The sequence below is a fragment of the Caballeronia sp. dw_19 genome, assembly GCF_018449515.1.
Taxonomy (GTDB): Bacteria; Pseudomonadota; Gammaproteobacteria; order Burkholderiales; family Burkholderiaceae; genus Caballeronia.
Window position 1 is genome coordinate 188,475 of the sequence record NZ_JAAVUQ010000002.1, and the last position, 21,214, is coordinate 209,688.

The 21,214-nt window shown below is 59.5% G+C and carries 15 protein-coding genes; 12 read left to right on the top strand and 3 right to left on the bottom strand.

Going from position 1 to position 21,214, the window contains the following annotated elements; genetic code table 11:
- Positions 1 to 36: 36 nt before the first annotated feature.
- Positions 37 to 1,869: a hypothetical protein gene (locus HB376_RS03710; protein ID WP_213762073.1), complete on the bottom strand. Its 1,833-nt coding sequence runs from the start codon at positions 1,867 to 1,869 to the stop codon at positions 37 to 39.
- A gap of 219 nt (positions 1,870 to 2,088) precedes the next feature.
- The gene (locus HB376_RS03715) at positions 2,089 to 2,334 is read right to left on the bottom strand and encodes a hypothetical protein (RefSeq protein ID WP_213762074.1); all 246 of its coding nucleotides are present in this window, start codon (positions 2,332 to 2,334) and stop codon (positions 2,089 to 2,091) included.
- A gap of 1,415 nt (positions 2,335 to 3,749) precedes the next feature.
- Between HB376_RS03715 and HB376_RS03720 the strand changes: the two genes are divergently transcribed.
- The 12 genes from HB376_RS03720 to HB376_RS03775 all read left to right on the top strand — a co-directional run bounded on the left by HB376_RS03720 (position 3,750) and on the right by HB376_RS03775 (position 19,317).
- Positions 3,750 to 4,415, top strand: coding sequence for an energy transducer TonB (locus tag HB376_RS03720; RefSeq protein ID WP_213762280.1), 666 nt, complete (start codon positions 3,750 to 3,752; stop codon positions 4,413 to 4,415).
- 77 nt (positions 4,416 to 4,492) lie between these two features.
- Complete coding sequence (locus HB376_RS03725) at positions 4,493 to 5,398, top strand: MotA/TolQ/ExbB proton channel family protein (protein ID WP_213762075.1); 906 nt, start codon at positions 4,493 to 4,495, stop codon at positions 5,396 to 5,398.
- Between the two features lie 12 nt (positions 5,399 to 5,410).
- Entirely contained in the window at positions 5,411 to 5,833 is a 423-nt protein-coding gene (locus HB376_RS03730) for a biopolymer transporter ExbD (RefSeq protein ID WP_213762076.1), read from the top strand.
- A 110-nt stretch (positions 5,834 to 5,943) separates the two neighbouring features.
- Complete coding sequence (locus tag HB376_RS03735) at positions 5,944 to 6,375, top strand: biopolymer transporter ExbD (RefSeq protein WP_213762077.1); 432 nt, start codon at positions 5,944 to 5,946, stop codon at positions 6,373 to 6,375.
- A 9-nt stretch (positions 6,376 to 6,384) separates the two neighbouring features.
- Positions 6,385 to 7,590: a tetratricopeptide repeat protein gene (locus tag HB376_RS03740; protein WP_213762078.1), complete on the top strand. Its 1,206-nt coding sequence runs from the start codon at positions 6,385 to 6,387 to the stop codon at positions 7,588 to 7,590.
- A 306-nt stretch (positions 7,591 to 7,896) separates the two neighbouring features.
- Entirely contained in the window at positions 7,897 to 8,472 is a 576-nt protein-coding gene (locus tag HB376_RS03745; RefSeq protein WP_213762079.1) for a cupin domain-containing protein, read from the top strand.
- A 376-nt stretch (positions 8,473 to 8,848) separates the two neighbouring features.
- Positions 8,849 to 11,593, top strand: coding sequence for a TonB-dependent receptor (locus tag HB376_RS03750; RefSeq protein ID WP_213762080.1), 2,745 nt, complete (start codon positions 8,849 to 8,851; stop codon positions 11,591 to 11,593).
- 217 nt (positions 11,594 to 11,810) lie between these two features.
- Positions 11,811 to 13,451, top strand: coding sequence for a peptide ABC transporter substrate-binding protein (locus tag HB376_RS03755; RefSeq protein ID WP_213762081.1), 1,641 nt, complete (start codon positions 11,811 to 11,813; stop codon positions 13,449 to 13,451).
- 246 nt (positions 13,452 to 13,697) lie between these two features.
- A complete protein-coding gene (locus HB376_RS03760) occupies positions 13,698 to 15,548 on the top strand; it encodes an extracellular solute-binding protein (RefSeq protein ID WP_213762082.1) in 1,851 nt (616 codons plus the stop codon).
- Positions 15,549 to 15,555: 7 nt separating this feature from the next.
- A complete protein-coding gene (locus tag HB376_RS03765) occupies positions 15,556 to 16,602 on the top strand; it encodes an ABC transporter permease subunit (RefSeq protein ID WP_213762083.1) in 1,047 nt (348 codons plus the stop codon).
- Positions 16,556 to 17,707 carry an ABC transporter permease gene (locus HB376_RS03770; RefSeq protein WP_213762084.1) on the top strand — a complete coding sequence of 384 codons (1,152 nt, stop codon included), beginning with the start codon at positions 16,556 to 16,558 and terminating at the stop codon, positions 17,705 to 17,707. The genes HB376_RS03765 and HB376_RS03770 overlap by 47 nt, the downstream gene beginning before the upstream one ends.
- Positions 17,704 to 19,317, top strand: a complete 1,614-nt coding sequence (locus tag HB376_RS03775) for a dipeptide ABC transporter ATP-binding protein (protein WP_346730431.1) — start codon at positions 17,704 to 17,706, stop codon at positions 19,315 to 19,317. Before HB376_RS03770 ends, HB376_RS03775 begins: the two co-directional genes overlap by 4 nt.
- Positions 19,318 to 19,368: 51 nt before the next feature.
- Here HB376_RS03775 and HB376_RS03780 read toward each other — a convergent pair whose 3' ends face one another.
- Positions 19,369 to 20,457, bottom strand: coding sequence for a hypothetical protein (locus HB376_RS03780; RefSeq protein ID WP_213762085.1), 1,089 nt, complete (start codon positions 20,455 to 20,457; stop codon positions 19,369 to 19,371).
- Positions 20,458 to 21,214: the final 757 nt, after the last annotated feature.

Genomic DNA, 21,214 nt, shown 5'->3' on the forward strand with positions numbered 1-21,214 from the left:
CGGAGTGGCCTCCGGTCGAACGAACCTCGATGCGCTTCAATGCGCTTCGCCGCGACCGGGCGGGCGAATGGGTGCACCGTTGTCTGGAGGCTTTGACTCTGACGGTTCCGTGTCCGCATTCCGAACCGGCTGGAATGCCACGACAGGTTCACGTACTTCCTGCTGTACATGCGTCTCGCGCGCCTCATGCGTTATGTGAGTTTCGCGCGGCGCACGCGTCGTGGCCGGGTTCGCGAACAGGTGCGGCGCGCCGGTAGTGGTCGGAGCGCTGCTCGTGCTCGCAATCGCAGCCGTGCGCGGGATGGCGACGGCCTCGCGGATCGGTGCCGGGTGCATCGGGCCGCGTTGCGCGATGGCGGCTGTCTGAACCGCCGCGTCTTCGGCAGCTTTCTTCGCTTCGGCAATCTTGATGGCCACATGCCTGAGGAAGACGCGCGAGCCGGTGTAGCTCGAGTCGATAGCAAGCGCGTCCTTTGCATAACGCCGTGCGCATCGCCATGAAGCCGATTGGTCGCATGCGCGGGCGTGCCGCATGGCGGTGTCGCGGGCCGCTTCACGTTGGGCGAGGTCATCGCGGACCCGCTGGACGTCGGGGCTATTGAGCTGGTTCTCGGGCACGTTGGCGAGGTTCTTTCGCGCCGCGTTCAGGTCGTTGGTGACTAGTGCGAGGCGGGCGAAGTAGAGGCTTTCGCCGGGGCTGCCCAACGGCGGACGCTCAGTGGCGATGACCGGCGAGACGGGGGGCAACGACAGCTTCGGCAGTTCCTGTTCCTTTTGCGTGGACGGCTGAGGCGCATGGCTGGCGATGGGGACATCGGCGACGGCGCCAGGGCTGGGCACGGGCGGTAAGGCGGCAAGCGGCGCCGCAGCGGTGATGACAGGCGCTGGGTTCGAGGTGTTTGTCGAGCCCGTCAATGGCGGTGTAGCCGTGTTCTGCGCGAGCGTGACGGGCGCTGGAGGGGCTGCTGGAGGCGGTGAGTCATCCGGCGTGAGCGTGGCCACTGCCGCGTTGGTCGGACTCTTCGATGCGGTTGCCGCCACCGGGCCTGGCGCGTGCGTCTCGTTCGCCGTTGCGGTTATCGTGGCCGGTGCGCTCGGTGTCGCCCTTGTAGCGGGTCCCGTCGCCGGGCTCATCGCGAGCGTTGAAATCTCCGCCCGCAAGGCCGCAACGGCAGTTGTCACCTTGTTCCTGATCGACGCGATCATCTCGGTCGCTGGATTCGGTGCCGGTGCGAGCGTCGGGGCCGGCGTTGGGGCCGGTGTTGGGGCGGGTGTTGGGGCGGGTGTCGGGGCGGGTGTCGGGGTTTGCGTCGGTGCCGGGGCCGCCGCATAGGTCGCCACAGGCAGCGTAGCCAGGTTCACCGCCGGGGTCTTGGCTACGCTCACCGAGACCGGGTTCGCCGGCTTTGCTGCCGCAACGACCGTCGTTGTGCTTGCCGGTGCGGCGGCTTTCGCTACATTGTCAGTTGCCATCGGAACGAACGCGGGTGTCCTCGCCGGTTCCGGCAGTGCAGCAAGCCGCTGAACCACAGGCGATCTCAGGCCGGGCGCGTAAGTCAGCGCCAGCGCGACGGCGAGCAGTCCGCCGCTCGCCACACCGAACGCCACGCGGCGGACGACGCGGGCGCGTTGCCGCGCGATATTCATTGCCGCGTCGACTTCCTCGGGCACGCTCGGATACGGCACGAGCATGCGGCCGGGCATCATCATGACGTTACTGTTGTTGAAGTCGACGGAGTTCGGTGCACGCAATGCCCGGGACTGATTCGTGCCGCAATGCGGGCATTCATCTTCTCCGTGCGTCAGCGCGTTGCCGCAGCGATGACAAGCCGCGTAAAGGACAGGCGTGCGAAAAGATAACAGGTTCATGCCGAACCCCTCGGGCAGGTGTCGACGCCGACTCGTGATGCGGCCGGATCGTTCGTATAAGAATAGTGCAATTAATTCAGAAGTTAGTACCCCGGTATGTTTTGTAGACCGCATTGATGTATATCGGCGACACTTCTCCGCGCCCGCATCACGCTACATGGGGCTTTGTTCGTGGTACTTGTCCGAATCTGACTTGGATGTGGCGGATAACAGCGGAGATCAAGATCGCACGCTGGAATGGCATGTATAAGCCACGGTCAGGTTGAGCTGGCAATACGACGCCGCGCCCGGACGGTAACCAGTCACGCCAATAGCGCCTGCTGCAAAGTTCGAATCTGGGCCCGTGTGTTGGGAGTAGAGGTCCGTCGCGAGCTTCCGATAATTCCAGGCCACGTCCGTGTTGGCCTTCCAGGGCGAGAAGCTTGCGCCGAAGGCGCTGGAATACAGTGCCATTGTCGCCGGCATGATCCCGCTTGGTCGAGCGGATCGGATGTGCATCCTCAACATCGAGATAGGCGGGTAACGGAAGTGCGAAGCACCGCTTAAATAAATTAGTAATCTTAACGAATGTCTGGCCGATCATCTGGTCGCGGATGATAGGTATGTTGACCTGTCGGTAGGTCGCCGCGATATTGCGTTCACCGGCCACCTGTTACAACGCAGCCGGTCAAATGAGCCCATCAGGTTCCCGGTCCCCGCGTCCGCAAGCTGATGGCCGTAGCAGGTGACATGCAGACTGGCCAGTAGACAACCGGAAGTCTCAAGCGGTTTCATTCAGATAACAGAAGTTTCCCATTCAACATGGCTTAACTTCCAATACCCAGGAAGTGCGGATTTATTATGCTATATAACAGGATGTTATGAGACACAAAATATAAACTCCAGAAGAGTGCGGATTTATTATGCGCTATAACAAGATGTTATGTATTAGCTCACGTTAGTTCCATGAGAACTAATTACCGAGCGTCCTGCAAACTAAAGCAGACTATTATCAACCTCGTTGGCTATATGTAATAATTTAGAATGTTTTTGTAATTTAATAAATGACGTAATTCAAATACGCATTTAGAGTGTCGTAAATACCGCTAAATATTGTCAAAAATTGTCTCTCTTCATTTTTATTTTCTCGCTTTGACCGTTAGCCTCTAGTCAGCGCTCGATCATCACGTTAGACGTACCGTTCGCGATTCGCCCCCCGGGTGCCGCGAAATGGTCGCGAAGGCCCGCCCAGCGGGCTTTTGCGCCATGCGCTATTCGCTATCCGTCGACAGTTCATGGCGTGTTATGGAAAGCCGCAATGGCGGCTGCATCCCAATTAGCGAGCCGCCAAACGCGCGCTTGTATCCGTTCAAACATTCGCTTCTTCTTTTAAAGCGGCGCAAGTGCAGCGCGAGGCCAGCATTAGTTAGAGTGTTTTCTCTAAACTTGGTCTGCTGTCATCAAATAAAGTTTGACCGTGCATTTTTTGTCCTGTTATCTTCGCATCCCATGAAACGCCGGTGACAATCAACGCGCGGTGACAATCGCGCAAAAAGTTCAGAAGCCGTAGCGCGCTTCGTTCAAGTTCTCTCCAGGTGTTAATGCCAGACCGAAAAGAGCGAGTCGAATTTTATTTGTCGTAGTTCCAGTTTGATGATCGCCCAGCGGGAATGAAATTCCGGGGCATCTCACAGCCGTATCCGTGTCAACGCATCAGATTTGACCGCTGTAGCATAAATTCGGACTGCAAATCAAGGGTCGGAGCGAAGGAAGCGGTTGCCCGAGGTGGACGTTGGTTGTCGTATGTAAGCGCACTGCAGTTACAGAAATGGACGGTTCACGCCGGAGGAGTAAAGGTGGGTACGAAAGTCGAAGGGCAATTTCCGGCAGCAGCGGCCCGTATGGAGAGGCCAGGACGCCCACGTGAGTTTGGGCGCAAGCAGCAAAACCCAGTACGCCGCTTCGGCGGAATCGCAGTTGTTCTGCTCCTGCACGTCGTGTTGATCTATGCACTCATCAACGGCCTTGCCACCAAGGTCGTACAGGTCATCCAGCATCCTATCGAGACGAAAATCATCGAGCCGGTGAAGCCGCCGCCTCCGCCGCCGTTGCCTACCGTGCAATTGCCGCCGCCGAAGTTCGCACCGCCGCCGCCGCCGTTCGTGCCGCCGCCGGAAGTGCAAGTGCAAACGCCGCCCCAGCCGACCATCACGCACCAGGCCGCGCCGGTCGTGTCGGCACCCGCCGTGGCGCCGCCCGCACCGCCGGCGCCGCCCGCGCCGAGCAAGCCCGTGAGCGTTGAAGTCGGGGTCGTATGTCCGAACTCGGATCAGATTCGTTCGTCGATTCGTTACCCGAAGGAAGCGCAGGAGAACAACGTGACGGGTGATGTGCTGATTGAATTCGTAGTCGACGCGCAGGGCCATATTACGAATGAACGTGTTGCCAAGTCTGCGGAAGATTCCTCACTAGATCGCGCAGCCTTCAACGCAGTCAAGCAGTTTACGTGCGTTTCCCAAGGCCAACCTGTCCGTGTGCAAGTTCCGTTCTCGTTTAACCTGAACTGAAACCCACAGACTGTTCGGTACCGGCAGCGATTTATCAGTCTTGGTTTAGAAGTTGTACTAATGAACTTGGAGCAGGCATGAAAAAGCGTACTCTCGCCGCATTGGCGGCAACCCTGTTGTTCGCCGTAACCACGGTGGATACCTTTGTGGCACCGCATATGGCACACGCGCAGGCTAGCGACGCGACCGCGTCGGCTACCGCCGCTGCCACCGCAGCACCGCAAACGGCCGGCTCGGCCACGGACGACGCCGTGCCGCCGCCCCAGCCGGCTACGTCTGAAACAGTCAACAACCCATACGGTCTCGGCGCGCTCTGGAAGAACGGTGACTTCGTTGCACGCTTCGTGCTGATTCTGCTGGTGCTCATGTCAATGGGCAGCTGGTACATCATGGTCACCAAGTTCGTCGAACAGTTCCGTGCAAACCGTCGTGCGAAGAGCGCCGACGAACAGCTGTGGACCGCGCCGTCGCTAGCCGAAGGCGCGAAGCTGCTCGACGAAGCTTCGCCTTTCCGCTTCATCGCGGAAACAGCCATCGAGGCGGGTGAACACCATAACGAAGCGCTGCTTGAAGCCGTCGACCGCAATACGTGGATCGACGCCTCGGTTGACCGTGCCATCACCAACGTATCGAATCGTCTGCAAGACGGTCTGGCTTTCCTCGGCACAGTCGGCTCGACAGCGCCGTTCGTCGGTCTGTTCGGAACGGTGTGGGGGATTTATCACGCGCTGACGGCAATCGGTATCGCCGGCCAGGCTTCGATCGACAAGGTCGCGGGCCCGGTGGGTGAAGCGCTGATCATGACTGCGATCGGTCTCGCCGTGGCCGTGCCGGCCGTGCTCGGCTACAACTTCCTGGTTCGCCGCAACAAGTCGGTGATGGAGCGGGTTCGTGCGTTCGGCGTACAACTGCACACCGTCCTGCTCGCTGGCAGCCGCCGCTCGGCGCGTGCTACGGCTCGCGAAGCAGCGCTGGCCCAATAAGCGGAGTTCGTCATGGCTATGAGCGTTGGGCAAGATGATGACGACGAGGTCATCTCAAGTATCAACACCACACCGCTCGTCGATGTGATGCTGGTCCTGCTGATCATCTTTCTGATCACGATTCCGGTGGTGACGCATACGATACCTTTGCAACTGCCGAAGGAGACGATCCAGCCGCTGCAGACCACGCCTAAAAGTATCGTCATTGCAGTCAACCGCGACGGCGATTTCTTCTGGAACGAGAAGCAGGTGGATGGGCCGACGCTGCTGGCACGTCTGAAGACCGTGTCGGTCATGACGCCGCAACCGGAAGTGCACGTTCGTGGTGACCAGAGCGCGCGTTATGAATTCATCGGCCGGGTCATTACCGAGTGCGAACGCGCCGGTATCGCCAAGGTGTCGTTTATTACTGAGCCGCCTGCGCGCGGCGGCTAGCTTTGCACGGGACTGGACTAAGCGCTAAAGCACAAAGTCCGGTCGACAGCCTTGCATGGGATCGGAGTAAGGCGCTAAAGCGCCAACTCCGATCGACACCGGAGAAGACCATGGGAATGAACGTATCGTCGGGCGGTGGCAACGCTGAGCCGGAAGTGATGGTCGATATCAACACCACGCCACTGATCGACGTGATGCTGGTGTTGCTGATCATGCTGATCATCACGATCCCGATCCAGACGCACGCCATCAAGATGAACTTGCCGATCGGCAATCCGCCGCCGCCAATCACGCAGCCGGAAGTGGTGCAGATCGATATCGACTTCGACGGCACCACGACCTGGAACGGCCAGCCGGTGCCGGATCGTGCTGCACTCGAATCCAGGCTCGCACAGGTGGCCGCTGAACCGGTGCAGGCGGAAATCCATCTGCGGCCTAACAAGCTGGTGCCGTATAAGGACGTCGCGGCGGTGATGGCGTCCGCTCAACGACTGGGCGCGACGAAGATCGGCCTCATCGGCAATGAGCAGTACATGCAATAGGGAAGTGGAATGCTAACGATCCATCAACGCTTCAAACGCGCCGTCATGGCGGCCGCTATTGGAGGACTGTCCGCGCTTGTCGTGCTGCCGGTCACGTCTCATGCCGCGGACACCTTGCGCCCGGATGTGTCGAAGCCGCTGAATGCCGCACAAGACCTGTATCGCGCGCACAAGTACAAGGACGCATTGACGAAGATCGATCAGGCGGCTGCCGTGCCGGGCAAGACGCCGTACGAAAGCTATATGGTCGAAGAGATGCGCGGCGCGGCTGCTGCGGCGGCAGGCGACAATGGTGTAGCGGCTCAAGCCTACGAAACGTTGCTGAGTTCAGGGCGCCTCACCGGTGCCGACGAACAACGCACCACGGCGGCGCTTGCAGGCATCTACTTCGAGCAAAAGAACTACGCACAGGCTATCAAGGTCGCGCAGCGCTATCAGAAGTCGGGCGGCAACGATCCCGATATGCGCACTCTGCTCGTCCAGTCCTACTACCTGTCGAACGATTGCGGCAATGTGGTGAGCCTGCTCAAACCTGGGGTCGATGCACAAGTGCGTGCCGGCCATGCGCCCGACGAGTCGCAACTGCAACTGCTCGGCACGTGCGCGCAGCGTGTAAAAGATGACACCACATATCGCAGCACGCTCGAAAAACTGGTCGCCTATCACCCGAAGCAGTCTTACTGGGATGACCTGTTTCAATCGATCCGCGCGAAGCCGGGCTATTCGTCGTCGCTCGATGTCGACACGTATCGGCTGCGTCGCGCGACCGGATCACTCACTACCGCCGACGATTACATGGAGATGACCCAGCTCGCGATCGTGGCGGGTACCACGGCCGAGGGCAAGCAGGTGATCGATCAGGGCTTCGCCTCGGGCGTTCTGGGCCACGATGCACAAGCGGATCGCGAAAAGCGCTTGCAGGCACTCGCCGCGAAGCGGGCACAAGCGCCGGCTGATGCGGCGAACCCTGTAGCGCCGGTCGACGTCGGCTTCAACCAGGTCTTCGCGGGGCAAACCAAGCAGGGTCTTGCAGCAATGGAGGCGGCGATCGCGAAGGGTGGGATCGATCACCCTGACCAGGCGCAACTGCATCTCGGCGTGGCCTACTACGTCGCAGGCGACAAAGCCCGGGCAGTGCAAACCTTCCGTGCGGTGAAAGGCTCCGACGGTTCGGCCGACCTCGCCCGATTGTGGGTGCTGGTGGCGTCGAAGTAACGGCATCCCGGTTCCAACATGTCCCATCGCGTGAGGTGTCGCCGGGCTATCCGTGCGCTGACCCGCGCGGGACATGCTCGCCGTATGGAACGCAGGTCCTTGACAGGAGAAGTAGAGGAAGTTGGTTGCGTATGCAACCAACTTCCGGTTTTAGGCAAGTGCGAAGTGTCCCGATGATCGCATTGATTGCACCACGCATCGCGGCAGCTAACCGGGCATATGGCGCATGTCTTAGGGAGGATGTTGCGTCCAATAAAACATAGTTTGGTATACAAACTAATTTTGACCACGGGATTCTGTCTTGCTATGGTTTTGCCACTCGATAACAAGGCACAGATCGCAGTTTCCATAGGTAGCAAAATTCGCGCGCTTCGCCAACGGTTCAAGCGCACGCTGGATGAAGTGGCGACGAGTGCGGGGATTTCCAAGCCCTTTTTATCGCAGGTGGAACGAGGTCATGCAACGCCTTCCATTACATCGCTGGTTGGCATTGCGCGAGCGCTAGGCGTCACAGTGCAGTACTTCGTTGACACGCCAACCGAAGACAAGTCGGTGCGTAGAGGGAGTGAGCTGGAATACTTCGGGTTCGACGGAACTGCGAATCTTTTTGGACGGCTGACCAACTTGTCGGTCGGCGGCATGCTGGAAGCGATTCTCGTCAGGATGCCGGTGGGACAGAACCCATCGGAAGTCACGACACATGCAGGGGAAGAGTTCTTGTACGTGATGAGCGGCCAGATATCGCTCACGTTAGAAGGTACAACGTTCGTATTGCAGGCAGGTGACACCGCGCATTACGAGTCTACCGTGCCTCACGCCTGGTGCAATACGGCTCGCGAAGAAGCGGTGATTGTATGGGTGGGAACGCCAAGATTGTTCTAGGTGATCCTGTTCCGTGCTTTCGTTAAAAGCACTCGCGAATGTGTTAGTAAGGATTGCGAATGGTTTTATGTAAGCTTGATCTGATGAAAGGGCGTTGCCCGGTCCATCACGCAAAGTAGTCGAAGTTAAAACAATTAGAAAGCGCTGCGCATGTCGTTTTGCAGTAGATAAGTAGTCCGATATTGAAGCATTTGAAGTGTCCCGTCTTTCTGTCTGTATTTGCAATTTGGTGCGTTTTTGGCCGTTTGCCTGGCAGTGGAAGCGCGGGTCAGCTTTAACGGAGCGCGGCGCAAGAACGCCGTATATCGAGTGGAGAGGTCCACAAGACCTCTCTTCACACACAGCTGTGCCTTACTGACGAGCGAGAAGGGGAAAAATGAAACAACGGGCATTGGCGCTGGCCATCAAAAGAATAGTCTGGGCTGAGCTAGCATTGTCAGCCGCAATCGCCGTACCTGCGTTTGCGCAAAGCCAGCCGGCCACCGCGGGTACGGCTGCGGGCGCAACGACAACGGAAAGCACGCCGGCGGTAGCGGCGGCGCCCGCATCGGGCACCGCTGCAACACCGTCCGCGGACAACAACACCGCGACACCGACTGCTGACAAGGGTGTCCAGCAAATCAAGAAATTCGAAGTGACCGGGTCGCTGATCCGCAGCGCCGACAAGGTCGGCTTCAATGCGGTTCAGACGGTAACGCAGAAAGACATCCAGAACAGCGGCGCCACGACCGTCGCCGATTATCTGCGCACGACTTCAGCTAACTCGGCTAATAGCTGGGGCGAAGGCCAGTCCGGCAACTTTGCCGCAGGCGCTGCGGGTATTGCTCTGCGCGGTCTCAGTGAAAAGTACACGCTCGTGTTGGTGGATGGACAGCGTGTTGCGCCTTTCGCGTTCTTCTCGAACAGCGTCGACTCGTTCTTCGACTTGAATACGCTGCCGTTGAACTCCATTGACCGCATCGAAATCGTGAAGACAGGTGCCGTGTCGCAATACGGTTCAGACGCCATCGCGGGCGTGGTCAACATCATCACGAAGCATGACTTCCAGGGCCTGCAACTCGACGGCAGCTACGGCAGCGCCATCAGCCAGGGCGGCGGCGCGGGCACGACCAAATTCGGCGTGCTCGCCGGCTTTGGCGATCTCAACGCCGATCGCTTCAACGTGACGGCCGCGGCAAGTTACTACAAGTCGAACGGCTTCACGCTGGCCGACCGCGATGCGACAAGCGGTCAGGATTTCACCAATAATCCGGGCGGCCATTCGTTGCTCGCGCCGTCATACTGGAATATGCCCGACGGCAGCGCGCAGGCATTGAGCGGCTGTGCGAACGGCGGTGCGGTGCATCCCGCAGGCACGAACTCGCTGACGGCAGGTTTGCCGGGCACGATCTGCGGCTACAACTCCGCAGAAAGCACGTCTATCGCGCCGATGACCGAGCGTTTGAACGCGAAGCTTCACGCTGATTTCAAGATCAACGATGAGACGACGGCGTTTGGCGACTTCCTGATCAGCAGCAACAAGACCACGACGAACGACGGTCTGTGGAACAACGTTATCGGCAATCCGCAGGTCCCCGCGCTCGTGTGGAATCCGCAGACCAAGCTGCTTTCGCCGTTCAACTTCACTGTGCCGGCGAGTAATCCGTACAACCCGTTCGGGGCAGCCACGCCGCTCACGTATGCGTTCCCGGGCGCAGTAGCGGAAGACACGTATTCGACCTACTGGCGCGCCTCCACGGGCATCAAGGGCTCGTTCAACCTGCCGAACGGCGAGTGGGATTGGGCGACGTCGGTCAGTCACTCGCAAAGCACGGTTTCGAACACTTATACGAACCAGCTCAACACCGCGGCACTGACCAATATTTACCAGAACGGGACGTTCGATTTCTCGAATCCCGCGGCTACGCCGAACGGCCTCAACGGGTTGTACCAGGATGCGAACAACCTGGCTATCTCCAAGCTCGATACCGTTGACGCGACGCTGTCCACGCCACACCTCTTCAGTCTGCCGGCGGGTGATGTGGGTCTCGGCTTCGGTGCACAGTTCACTCACCAGAGTGAAGTGATGAACCCGGGTGCGGCATTCGAGCAGGGCCAGGTCATCAGCCCGAATCTTCAGACGGTGAACGGCCAGCGCAACGTGGCTGCCGTGTACTACCAGGTGGACATTCCTATTGTCCGCGCGCTGACGTTCAGCCAGTCGGGCCGTTACGACCACTACAGCGATGTCGGTGGTGCGTTCTCGCCGCGTTTCGCGTTGCGCTATCAGCCGGTTCAGGCACTCACGATGTACACCTCGTACAACCGTGGCTTCCGTGCGCCGACGTTCGTTGAGAACAGCAACTCGCAAACGATGGGTATTCAGGTTGACCAGACCACCGGCCAGAACTACACGTCGATCACGGAGGGTAATCCGGACCTGAAGGCGGAGCGTACGAAAAACCTCAGCATCGGCTTCCAGTTGTCGCCTACTCGTACGACCGATATCGGCCTGGACTGGTACAAGATTCGTGTCGATAACGTGATCGGCCAGGGCTCGCCTTCGCAGGTTGTCACCGACCCGGTCACGGGCGATCTCCTGTACAAGGTCATCCCGTACCAGAACCTCGGCTATCTGGATACGAACGGTTTCGAAGGCACGTTCCGCCAGTCGCTGCCGACGAAGACCGGAACGTTCACCCTGTCTGCTGACTGGGCATACGTGAACAGCTTCAAGCTCGGCTCGCCGGGTCAGGCGCCGGTGAATGGTGCGGGTAACGACTACACCCTCACACAGCCGTTCGGCGGCAGCTTCCCGCGCTGGAAAGGCAACACCACCCTGGACTGGGCGTACAACAAGTTTGACGCAGCGTTGACGTGGCAGTTCACGGGCCCGTATGCGCAGAATCTGGTCGCCGCCGGGCCATCCCACGTGGGATCGTACAGCCAGTTCAACCTGATGATGACGTACACGGGCTTCAAGCACTGGACGGTCTTCGGCGGCATCGACAACATCTTCAACCGTGCGCCGCCGTACGATCCGATCTTTGCAAATGGCACGCTGGATCAGAATGGCTATGACCAGTCGATATACACGAACATTGGCCGCTTCGCGCAGGTCGGCGCAACGTACAAGTTCTGATGTCGCTGTAGTTTGTTTGACTGATGGAACGGTTGCTCCGGCGCGTGTCATGCGGCGCTGGAGCAACCTCGTTTTCGGAATCCCGGACCATTCGATTCAAACATCGTGATTCAAACATTGCTATTCAAACATCGATCGTTCGACGCCTCATCGCATGACGTGCTCAAGGCCGCAGTCAAAGCCGAGCGCGGAAGTCACGAATACCAGGAGTTTCCAGATGTTTTTCGCGCCACGTCCTTATCCTTCAATCCGTCTTCGCTGTGCATCCGCGGCACTTGTTCTGGGCGGCTTCATGCTCGCCGGCGCCGCGCAGGCAGCGATCATTCCTCCTGGCGTGCAACTCGCCGCGAAGCAGGAACTGGTGCGCAACAACGGCACGGAAGTGGAGACGCTTGATCCGAACGTGGCGGAATCGGTGCCGGCCAATACCGTCGCGCGCGATCTGTTTGAAGGGTTGACCGCGACGCGCGCAGACGGTGAGACCGTCCCCGGCGTCGCGGAAAAGTGGGAAATGAAGGATCCCACTACGTGGGTCTTTCATTTGCGAAGGAATGCGAAGTGGTCCAACGGCGACCCGGTTGTCGCCGCTGACTTTGTCTACGGATGCCAGCGTCTCGTCGATCCAAAAACGGCTTCGCCGTACGCGACCACCTACGGCATGTTCCTCCTTAACGGAACAGACATTGTCGCGGGCAAGAAACCGGTGGCGTCGCTTGGCGTAAGCGCACCCGACCCGTACACGGTCGAAATCAGGACGCCCTATCCGGTGCCGTTCCTGCCTGACCTGATGTCGAATACGAACCTTGGGCCGGTGAACAAGGCGGCCGTCGAAAAGTACGGCCGCGACTGGACTAAACCCGGCAAGCTGGTCAGCAATGGCGCGTTCATGCTGAAGGACTGGCAGGTGAACAACCGCCTTGTGCTGCAAAAGAACCCGCAGTACTGGAATGCTGCTTACGTGCAATTGAACCAGGTCACATACCTGCCGGTGGAGGACGAAAACACAGACGTGGATCTGTACAAGTCCGGCGGTGACGACTGGGTGAACCAGCTTCCCTCAGGCACCTATGCCCGCTACAAAGAGCAGTACCCGAACGAGATGCGTGCGGCGCCCATGCTCGGTTTGCGCTATTACTCGTTCAACAACAAAGACCCGCTACTGAAGGACGTACGTGTGCGCCAGGCGCTGTCCATGGTCATCGACCGGGACATTCTCGCGCAGCGTGTGACCGCTGACGGCCAGATCCCGGCGTATGGCGTGATCGTGAAGGGCGTGAAGGGCGCTGACGTCAGCGCGTACGACTGGGCCTCGTGGCCCATGGCGAAGCGCGTGGACGAAGCGAAAAAGCTGCTGGCCGAGGCAGGCGTGAAACCTGGCACCAAGTTGCAGTTCGTCACCAACACGAGTGAGTATCACAAGAAGATGGCGATCTTCGCGGCTTCCGAATGGAAGACGAAACTAGGCCTGGATACTGAAATCCAGGCGATGGAATTCAAGGTGTTGCTCAAGAAGCGGCACGACGGCGACTACCAGATCGCACGCAATGGCTGGGTGGCGGATTACAACGACGCAAGCACGTTCCTCACGCTGGTTCAATGCGGTTCCGAGCAGAACGACAACCAGGCGTGCAACCCCAAAGCCGATGCGTTGATGCACGAGGCGTCCAATTCCACCGACCCGGCCACGCGCCAGCGGTTGCAGACCGAAGCGGCCAAGGTGGCAATGGAGGATTATCCGATGCTGCCGCTGCTGCAATACACGCTGGTGCGGTTGGTCAAGAGTTACGTGGGCGGCTATTCCACGAAAAACCCGATGGATCACTACCGCAGCGAAGACATGTACATCATCAAGCATTGAGCGCGGTGCGGTGCTTGCCCCGGCCGCTCGACTTGCGCGGGGCAAGGGTCCCACGGCGCGTTTTCATCCGGACGCACGCGCCCATTTCATTCTCCAGGCTTGTTATGAACGAACCGTATCATCCCCTGAAAGGCGCGCTGTGGGCGCCGGTACATTCGAAACATCGGCCAACGCCGATAGGTGTGTTTATCGCAGCGAATATGGGTGACGCGCAGTTCCCGGTCAAGACAGCGGCGGCAAGGGACGATGAATAGAGGCTGCATCAGAAACTGCGCCACGCTGGGGTTTGCGGCACTGCTCGTTGCATCGCAAGCGTTCGCGAGGCCGTCGATCGCGCAATACGATGAACCGAAGTATCCGGCGAACTTCACGCACTTCGATTATGCGGACCCGGACGCGCCGGCTAACGGCGACATGAATTTCCAGAACTACGATGAACTGCAAAGCTACGATTCGATGAATCCCTTCCTGGTCCGCGGCGCACCGGCGCCCGACCTGAAGAACCTGATGTTCGACACGCTGATGCAGCGAAGCTGGGACGAACTGGCGTCGGAGTATCCAGTGATTGCGGACGACGTGGAGGTGGCTCCGGACGGCAAGTCGGCCACGTTCCATATCAATCCGAAGGCGCGTTTTTCCAATGGCGACCCGATCACGGCCGCCGATGTGAAGTATTCATACGACACGTTGGCCGGCCATCAGGTCTCGCCGATCTACAACTCGCAGTTCGCCAACATCAGCCGCGCGACCGTGGTCGATCGCTTGACGGTGCGCTTCGACTTCAGGGAAGCGCGCCGCGATGCGCCGCTGATCGCGGGTGACCTGCCGGTTTTCTCGCCGAAGTGGGGCATGAAAGCGGACGGCTCGCGGCCGCCGTTCGACCAGATATCGGATGTGCCGCCGGTGGCAAGCGGTCCTTACCTGATCGAACAGCGCAAGAACGACAAGCAGATCACTTACAGGCGCAACCCGGATTACTGGGCCGCCGACCTGCCGTCGCGACGCGGCATGTACCGCTTCCAGCGCATCACGTTCCGGCTGTTCACCGATCACTACACGTCGCTGGAAGATTTCAAGGCGGGCCACACCGATCTGCGTGCAGAGTATTCATCATCGACCTGGGCGCGCAAGTACGTCGGCAAGAACTTCAGCAATGGGTCGCTCAAAAAAGGCGAGTTCCCCGATGGCCCGGCGCAGATGCAGGGCCTGATTTTCAATACCCGCAAGCCGGTGTTCTCGGACGCTCGCGTGCGTCGGGCGCTGACGCTCGCTTTTGACTACGACTGGCTGAACCGGCTGGCGTTCTACGGTCAATATCGCCGCACGGGAAGTTACTTCCAGGACTCCCCATTCGGTGCGACTGGCGTGCCGGATGCGAAAGAGGTGAAGTTGCTCGAACCCTACCGGGCGACGCTTCCCGCCTCCGTGTTCGGCCCGATGCTGAAGCAGCCGGACACCGTGCCACCGCATTCGTTGCGCGCCAATTTAAGGGAAGCCCAGACGCTGCTGAACGAAGCAGGCTGGCAGTACCGTGACGGGGCATTGCGCAACGCCAGCGGCACGCCGATGACCATCGAGATCATGGACGACCAACCCGGCATGGACGGGGTCGTCTTGCCCTACATCCAGCAGTTGCAGACACTCGGTGTGCAGGCGCATCTGCGAGAACTCGACAGCGCGTTGTACGAGAAACGCATGGACGCGTTCGACTTCGACATGACTACGTATATCTACGCACCGGTCACTATTCCGGGCGGCGAATTGACGCGCCGTTTCGGCAGCGCGGCAGCCTCGCAGCCGGGCTCGGAGAATTTCCCGGGGGTCCGTTCGAAAGCCGCCGACGCAATGATCGACGCTGCGTTAAAAGCGCAGACACTCGGCGATCTGGAGACGGCCACGCGCGCGCTCGATCGCATCTTGATCAACGGGTACTACATGGTGCCGGAGTACTACTCGCCGAATACGCGGGTGGGGTACAGGGCGCGAATGGGCTTTCCCCGGGTCTCGCCGCTTTCGTACCTTGCTGAGGACTGGCTGGTCGACTACTGGTTCGTGAAGGCGCCGTCCGGTGCCACTACGGCTGCTTCAACACACTGAGATTGCCATGGCCGCTTATATCCTCAGACGCCTGTTGCTGATGATCCCCACGCTGATCGGCGTGGTCACGCTGACGTTCTTCGTGACGCAGTTCGTGCCAGGTGGACCGGTCGAGCAGATTCTGACCCAGATGCGCCATGGCGGGAGTCGCGGCGAGGCGGGCGGGGCCGGCGGCTATCACGGCAGCCAGGGTGTCGACCCGCAGCAGGTCGAGCAACTCAAGAAGCAGTTCGGCTTCGACAAGCCGCCGCTCGTGCGCTACGCGAGCATGCTCAGGAACTACGCGAGTTTCGATCTTGGTCAGTCGTACTACCAGCATCAAAGCGTCTGGGCGGTGATCCGTTCCAAGCTGCCGGTGTCCATCACGCTGGGACTCTGGACCGTGCTGCTGACCTACCTCATTGCGGTGCCGCTGGGGATTTCGAAGGCCGTTCGAAACGGCTCCCGCTTCGATACCGCCACGAGCGTGCTGGTGCTGACCGGTTACGCCATTCCCGGTTTCGTGCTGGGCGTGCTGCTGCTGATGTTGTTTGGCGGCGGTACGTTGTGGCAGGTGTTCCCCATGCGCGGCCTTACCTCCGACGACTTCGACCAGCTCAGCGTTGCGGGAAAGGTACTTGATTATCTGTGGCACATCGCGTTGCCGGTGACCGCTGCGGTGGTCGGCAACTTTGCGATTATCACGATCCTCACGAAGAACACGTTCCTCGAAGAGATCAGCCGGCAATACGTGCTGACCGCGCGCGCGAAAGGTGCGCCGCAACGCGACGTCTTGTGGAAACACGTACTGCGCAACGCGATGATTCCGCTCCTGACCGGACTGCCGGCAGCGTTTGTCGGTGCGTTCCTCAATGGCAACCTGCTCATCGAGACATTGTTTTCACTCGATGGCATGGGCCAGCTTTCCTACGACTCGGTGATCCGGCGCGACTATCCCGTCGTACTCGGTTCGCTTTACCTGTTCACCCTGATTGGTCTTGTGACCAAGCTTATTGCGGACGTTTGTTATGTCCTCGTCGACCCCCGTATCCAGTTCGACCGGCTGGACCGGTGAGAGCATGAACGTCTGCGCGAATCCGATCATGGGCGAAGCCGCTATAGCAACACCCCCGCCGTCCGAGTCGCCCGGCCGTCGCGTATGGTTGCGTTTCAAGGCGCAGCGCCTGGGCTACTGGAGCACGATTGTTTTCGTGGCGTTGTTTGTCATCAGCCTGCTGGGCGAAGTGCTGGCGAACGACAAGCCGCTATTGATCCGCTACGAGGGACACTACTATTTCCCGATTGTTAAGGACTATTCGGAGAAAGTATTCGGCGGCGATTTCCCGGCGCGGGCGAACTATCTCGACCCGTATATTCGGGACCGGCTGGAATCGAAGGGTAATTTCGCGATCTATCCGCTTAATCATTTTCACTACGACACCGTCGACTATTTCGCGACCACGCCGAACCCCGCGCCGCCCTCGGCCGCCAACTGGATCGGGACCGACCAGTTCGGCCGCGACGTCCTTTCGCGGCTGCTGTACGGCTTCCGGCTCTCTGTGCTCATGGCGCTCGCACTTACCGTCTCGGGCGTCTTCCTGGGCGTCCTGACGGGCGCAGTGCAGGGCTTTTACGGCGGACGCACCGACTTGATCGGCCAGCGCCTGATCGAGATCTGGAGTTCGATGCCCGACCTGTACCTGCTGATCATCTTCGCGTCGATCTTCGAGCCGACCTTGTGGCTGCTGTTCATCCTGCTCTCGGCGTTCGGATGGCTCACGCTGTCGGACTATGTGCGCGCCGAATTCCTGCGCAACCGTTCGCTCGACTACGTTCGCGCAGCTCGCACCATGGGGTTGTCGAACTGGCAGATCATGTGGCGTCACGTGTTGCCCAACAGCCTGACTCCCGTGATCACCTTCCTGCCGTTTCGCATGAGCGCGGCGATTCTCGCGCTGACCAGCCTCGACTTCCTGGGGCTTGGCGTGCCCGCCCCGACACCTAGCCTGGGCGAGTTGCTTGCCGAAGGAAAAAACAATCTCGATGCATGGTGGATCTCCGGCGCGGCGTTCGGCGGCCTTGTCGTCACCTTGCTGCTGCTGACCTTCATGGGCGACGCATTGCGTAACGCACTCGATACCCGTACGCGCGGTTCCGTATTCGGAGGGGCACAGAAGTGAGCGTCCCTCTGTTGCAACTCGACGGTTTATCCATCGGTTTCGGCGACAAGACCGTCGTACGCGACCTGAATCTTTCTATCGGGCGTGGCGAACGCGTGGCGCTGGTGGGCGAATCGGGATCGGGCAAGAGCGTCACGGCACTGTCCATTCTGGGTCTTGCGGACAACGCTCGCCAGACGGGGCGCATCCTGCTGGACGGCGACGATCTCCTGCAAAAGACCGAGCAAGAAATGCGCGGCATTCGCGGCCGCGACGTCGCCATGGTCTTCCAGGAACCGATGACCGCGCTCAATCCGTTGTTCACTATCGGCAAGCAGATCGCGGAAAGCCTGCGTCTGCACGAAGGTTTGCGTCCCAACGCGGCCCGCGAGCGCGGTATTGAGTTATTGCGGCGCACCGGTATTCCCGAACCGGAACGGCGTATCGACAGCTTCCCGCATCAGCTCTCCGGCGGTCAGCGGCAACGCGCGATGATCGCGATGGCGCTCGCATGCCGCCCGCGCTTGCTGCTCGCCGATGAACCCACCACGGCCCTCGACGTGACCGTGCGCCAGCAGATAGTGGAACTGCTGATTGGCTTGCAGGAGCAGGAGGCGGCCGAGCGCGGCATGGCGGTGCTGCTGATCACGCACGACCTGAACCTGGTGAAGCGCTTTGCGCAACGCGTGGCGGTGATGGAGAAGGGCGTGCTGGTGGAAACCAATTCGACCGCGGAACTGTTTGCCAATCCGCAGCACCCTTACACGCGCCGCCTGCTCAACAGCGAGCCTGAACGCGCGATCGATCCGATCGCCTCGAACGCGCGGCGGCTGCTCGAAGTGCAGGGCTTGTCGGTGGACTACCGGATTTCGATGAAAGGCTGGCGGTCCACCTTTTCGAAGTCTTCATTCCGCGCTTTGCAGGACGTCGGCATCACATTGAGACGCGGCGAAACGCTCGGGATAGTGGGCGAATCCGGATCAGGAAAGTCCACGCTTGCCGCTGCCATCCTCGGTCTTCAGCGGCCGACCGAAGGGCTGATCCATATCGATGGGCAGGCCTTGTCCACGCTCAAGAGCATGAACTCGCGGCGCAGCGTATCGGCACGGCTGCAAGTGGTATTTCAGGATCCCTACGGATCATTGTCGCCGCGCATGACGATCGAGCAGATCGTGGGCGAGGGGATCGCATTGCATCGGCCGGAGGTGACGGCCGCGGCGCGTCGCCAACGCGTGGTGGCGTTGCTCGACGAAGTGGGAATGCCCGCCGATGTCCTGCCGCGTTATCCACACGAATTTTCCGGTGGTCAGCGCCAACGTATAGCCATTGCCCGGGCGCTCGCGGTCGAGCCGGAACTGCTGGTGCTCGATGAACCCACGAGCGCGCTCGATGTATCGATACAGCAGCAGGTGCTTAACCTGCTCACGCGACTGCAGAAAAAATACACGCTGAGTTATCTGTTCATCACGCACGATCTTGCCGTGATGCGCGCGATGGCGCACAGGGTGGCGGTCATGAAGGCAGGGCGAATTGTGGAGATGGGCGACACGATGGACGTTTTGCAAGCGCCCGTGCATCCCTATACGCAGGCGCTGCTTGCGGCATCGATCGTGGCGGGCGCGGCGGCTTGAAATGGACGGCCTCGGCAAGCGTTTGCCTCTTGCGCCATTACGTTAGTCAACTCAGGACACGGGCTCGTCGCTCTTTTCGTTCAGGCGGCGCTTTACGCGCAGCGCGCTGAACGGACCGGGCTCCGGCGAGTCCGGCTCGGAATTCGGTGCGGCAGCCGGTTCGTCACCTGACGACGCCGGCTTGCCCGGCACGATCATCTTGCGCAGTTGCGGCGCGATCGAGGTCGCCTCAAAACACAACTTGATGCCAAAGCGCGCGCGATTGAGAAGATGTGCCGTCGTCACCGTCCGCCAGAAGCGATTAGGGTCAAAGCCGGGATAACGCGCCTCGCGTTCGATCAACGCCTTGCCATCGGGCAAATGGACGAAGCAGCAATGCTGGAACCATCGAAGGTCGCGATGCGTGTTGCCGGTCCAGTGCCGGCCGATCGCCTGGTACGCCCCCAGTTCCACGATCTGCTGCCCTTCGTCGGCAAGAGTATTGAGCGCGGCGGAGACAAACGACTCATCGCCATGATGCTGCAGGCGCTCGATCTCCCCCACATACCGTTCACAGTGCGCGCGAGCACGAGGCACCAACTCCCTGAGGAACGCGCTCGTGCTGAGCAGGAACTCCCCGCCATACCAACGCGGATTGAGCAGATGCCGGCCGGCCACGATCTCGAGATCTTTAATGACGTTGGCGCTTCCATAAGCTGGGAACACTTGATCCGATATGTCGAACGCGCCGACTCCTGCATCGGCACAGAGTTGAAGCAACCCATCGCCCAGGGGACGGATGGCGACAATGTCCGAATCGAGCAGCAACAGCAACATATCGGGTGCGAGCAGGCCGGCCACCTGTTCAAGCAGGTCGAGCTTGAAGTGCGCCGCGTAGAACTCCGTGTTCCTTGGAACGTTGACGCTGGTGATCAGTTCGTGCACAAGCGGACGCCGCTCTTCCGGCACAAGGGAAAAGCATGCGTTGACCGCGTCCGGTGCATTCGTGAAGACGTTAAGCCTGGGCATGCCTGCATGAAGCAGGGTCTTGTTTAAACAAAGTGCCTGACGGGCGTAGGACAGCGGATCTTTACTCGTGCTATTGGGACTGGCGGTTGCGTCGACATCGACGAAGACCAGGGTACAAGGAAAAATTTCCATTGTTGAGTTATCCAATTCCTTAATCGAGAATTTGTTGCTGATTTGAATCGGGTCATTTGAATAACCCGCTGTTATAAGCATCGTGGAAGATACAAATACTATGTGTCCGCCAAAATGCCGGACACGTGAGACATATAGACAGGAATTAGCAGGATTCGGATTACCGCCAATGACGCACAGGGGTTCTCATTGAGCATGCTCGCAAAAGCGTAACGGACGGCAGTCGAGGCTCAGCGGGCGATGAGATCTAATGCGGTTTTAAAAATCCATTATCAAACGGCAAGAGCTACCGTGGTTTCGCAATAACAGTAAGCTTGACCGTCCTGTTTATGATCAGGACGTATATTAAATATTACCGATGCCTTTCGAGCCAAAGAACTGCACCTTTGGAGGGCGCTTGTTAATTTCGCCACGGCAGAAAAACGGGGTATTAACGCACAAAAGAAATGCCTCGGAGAAGGGTTTCAGTGCATCGGTTCCTTATGGATTTCTGCGCGTTGGTAAAGTCGACATGCAGGCCGGTCCTGGACCAAACTAATGAACTAAATCAGATTCGACCTTGACCGGCTTCGATGCCCGGCTATAACCAGGACTCAAGCTGTTGCCGCCAGCAGAATCAGGCAATCGAAAGCAGCGACACCCACCGCGCCAACACAGCCGCGTCGTGCTGCGTTTGCGTATCGCGAGTAAGCTCTAGCGGGGATTTCTGCGCGGGTATGGTTCTGGCGACGCATCCTCACGCTTCGGCCCGAACGAT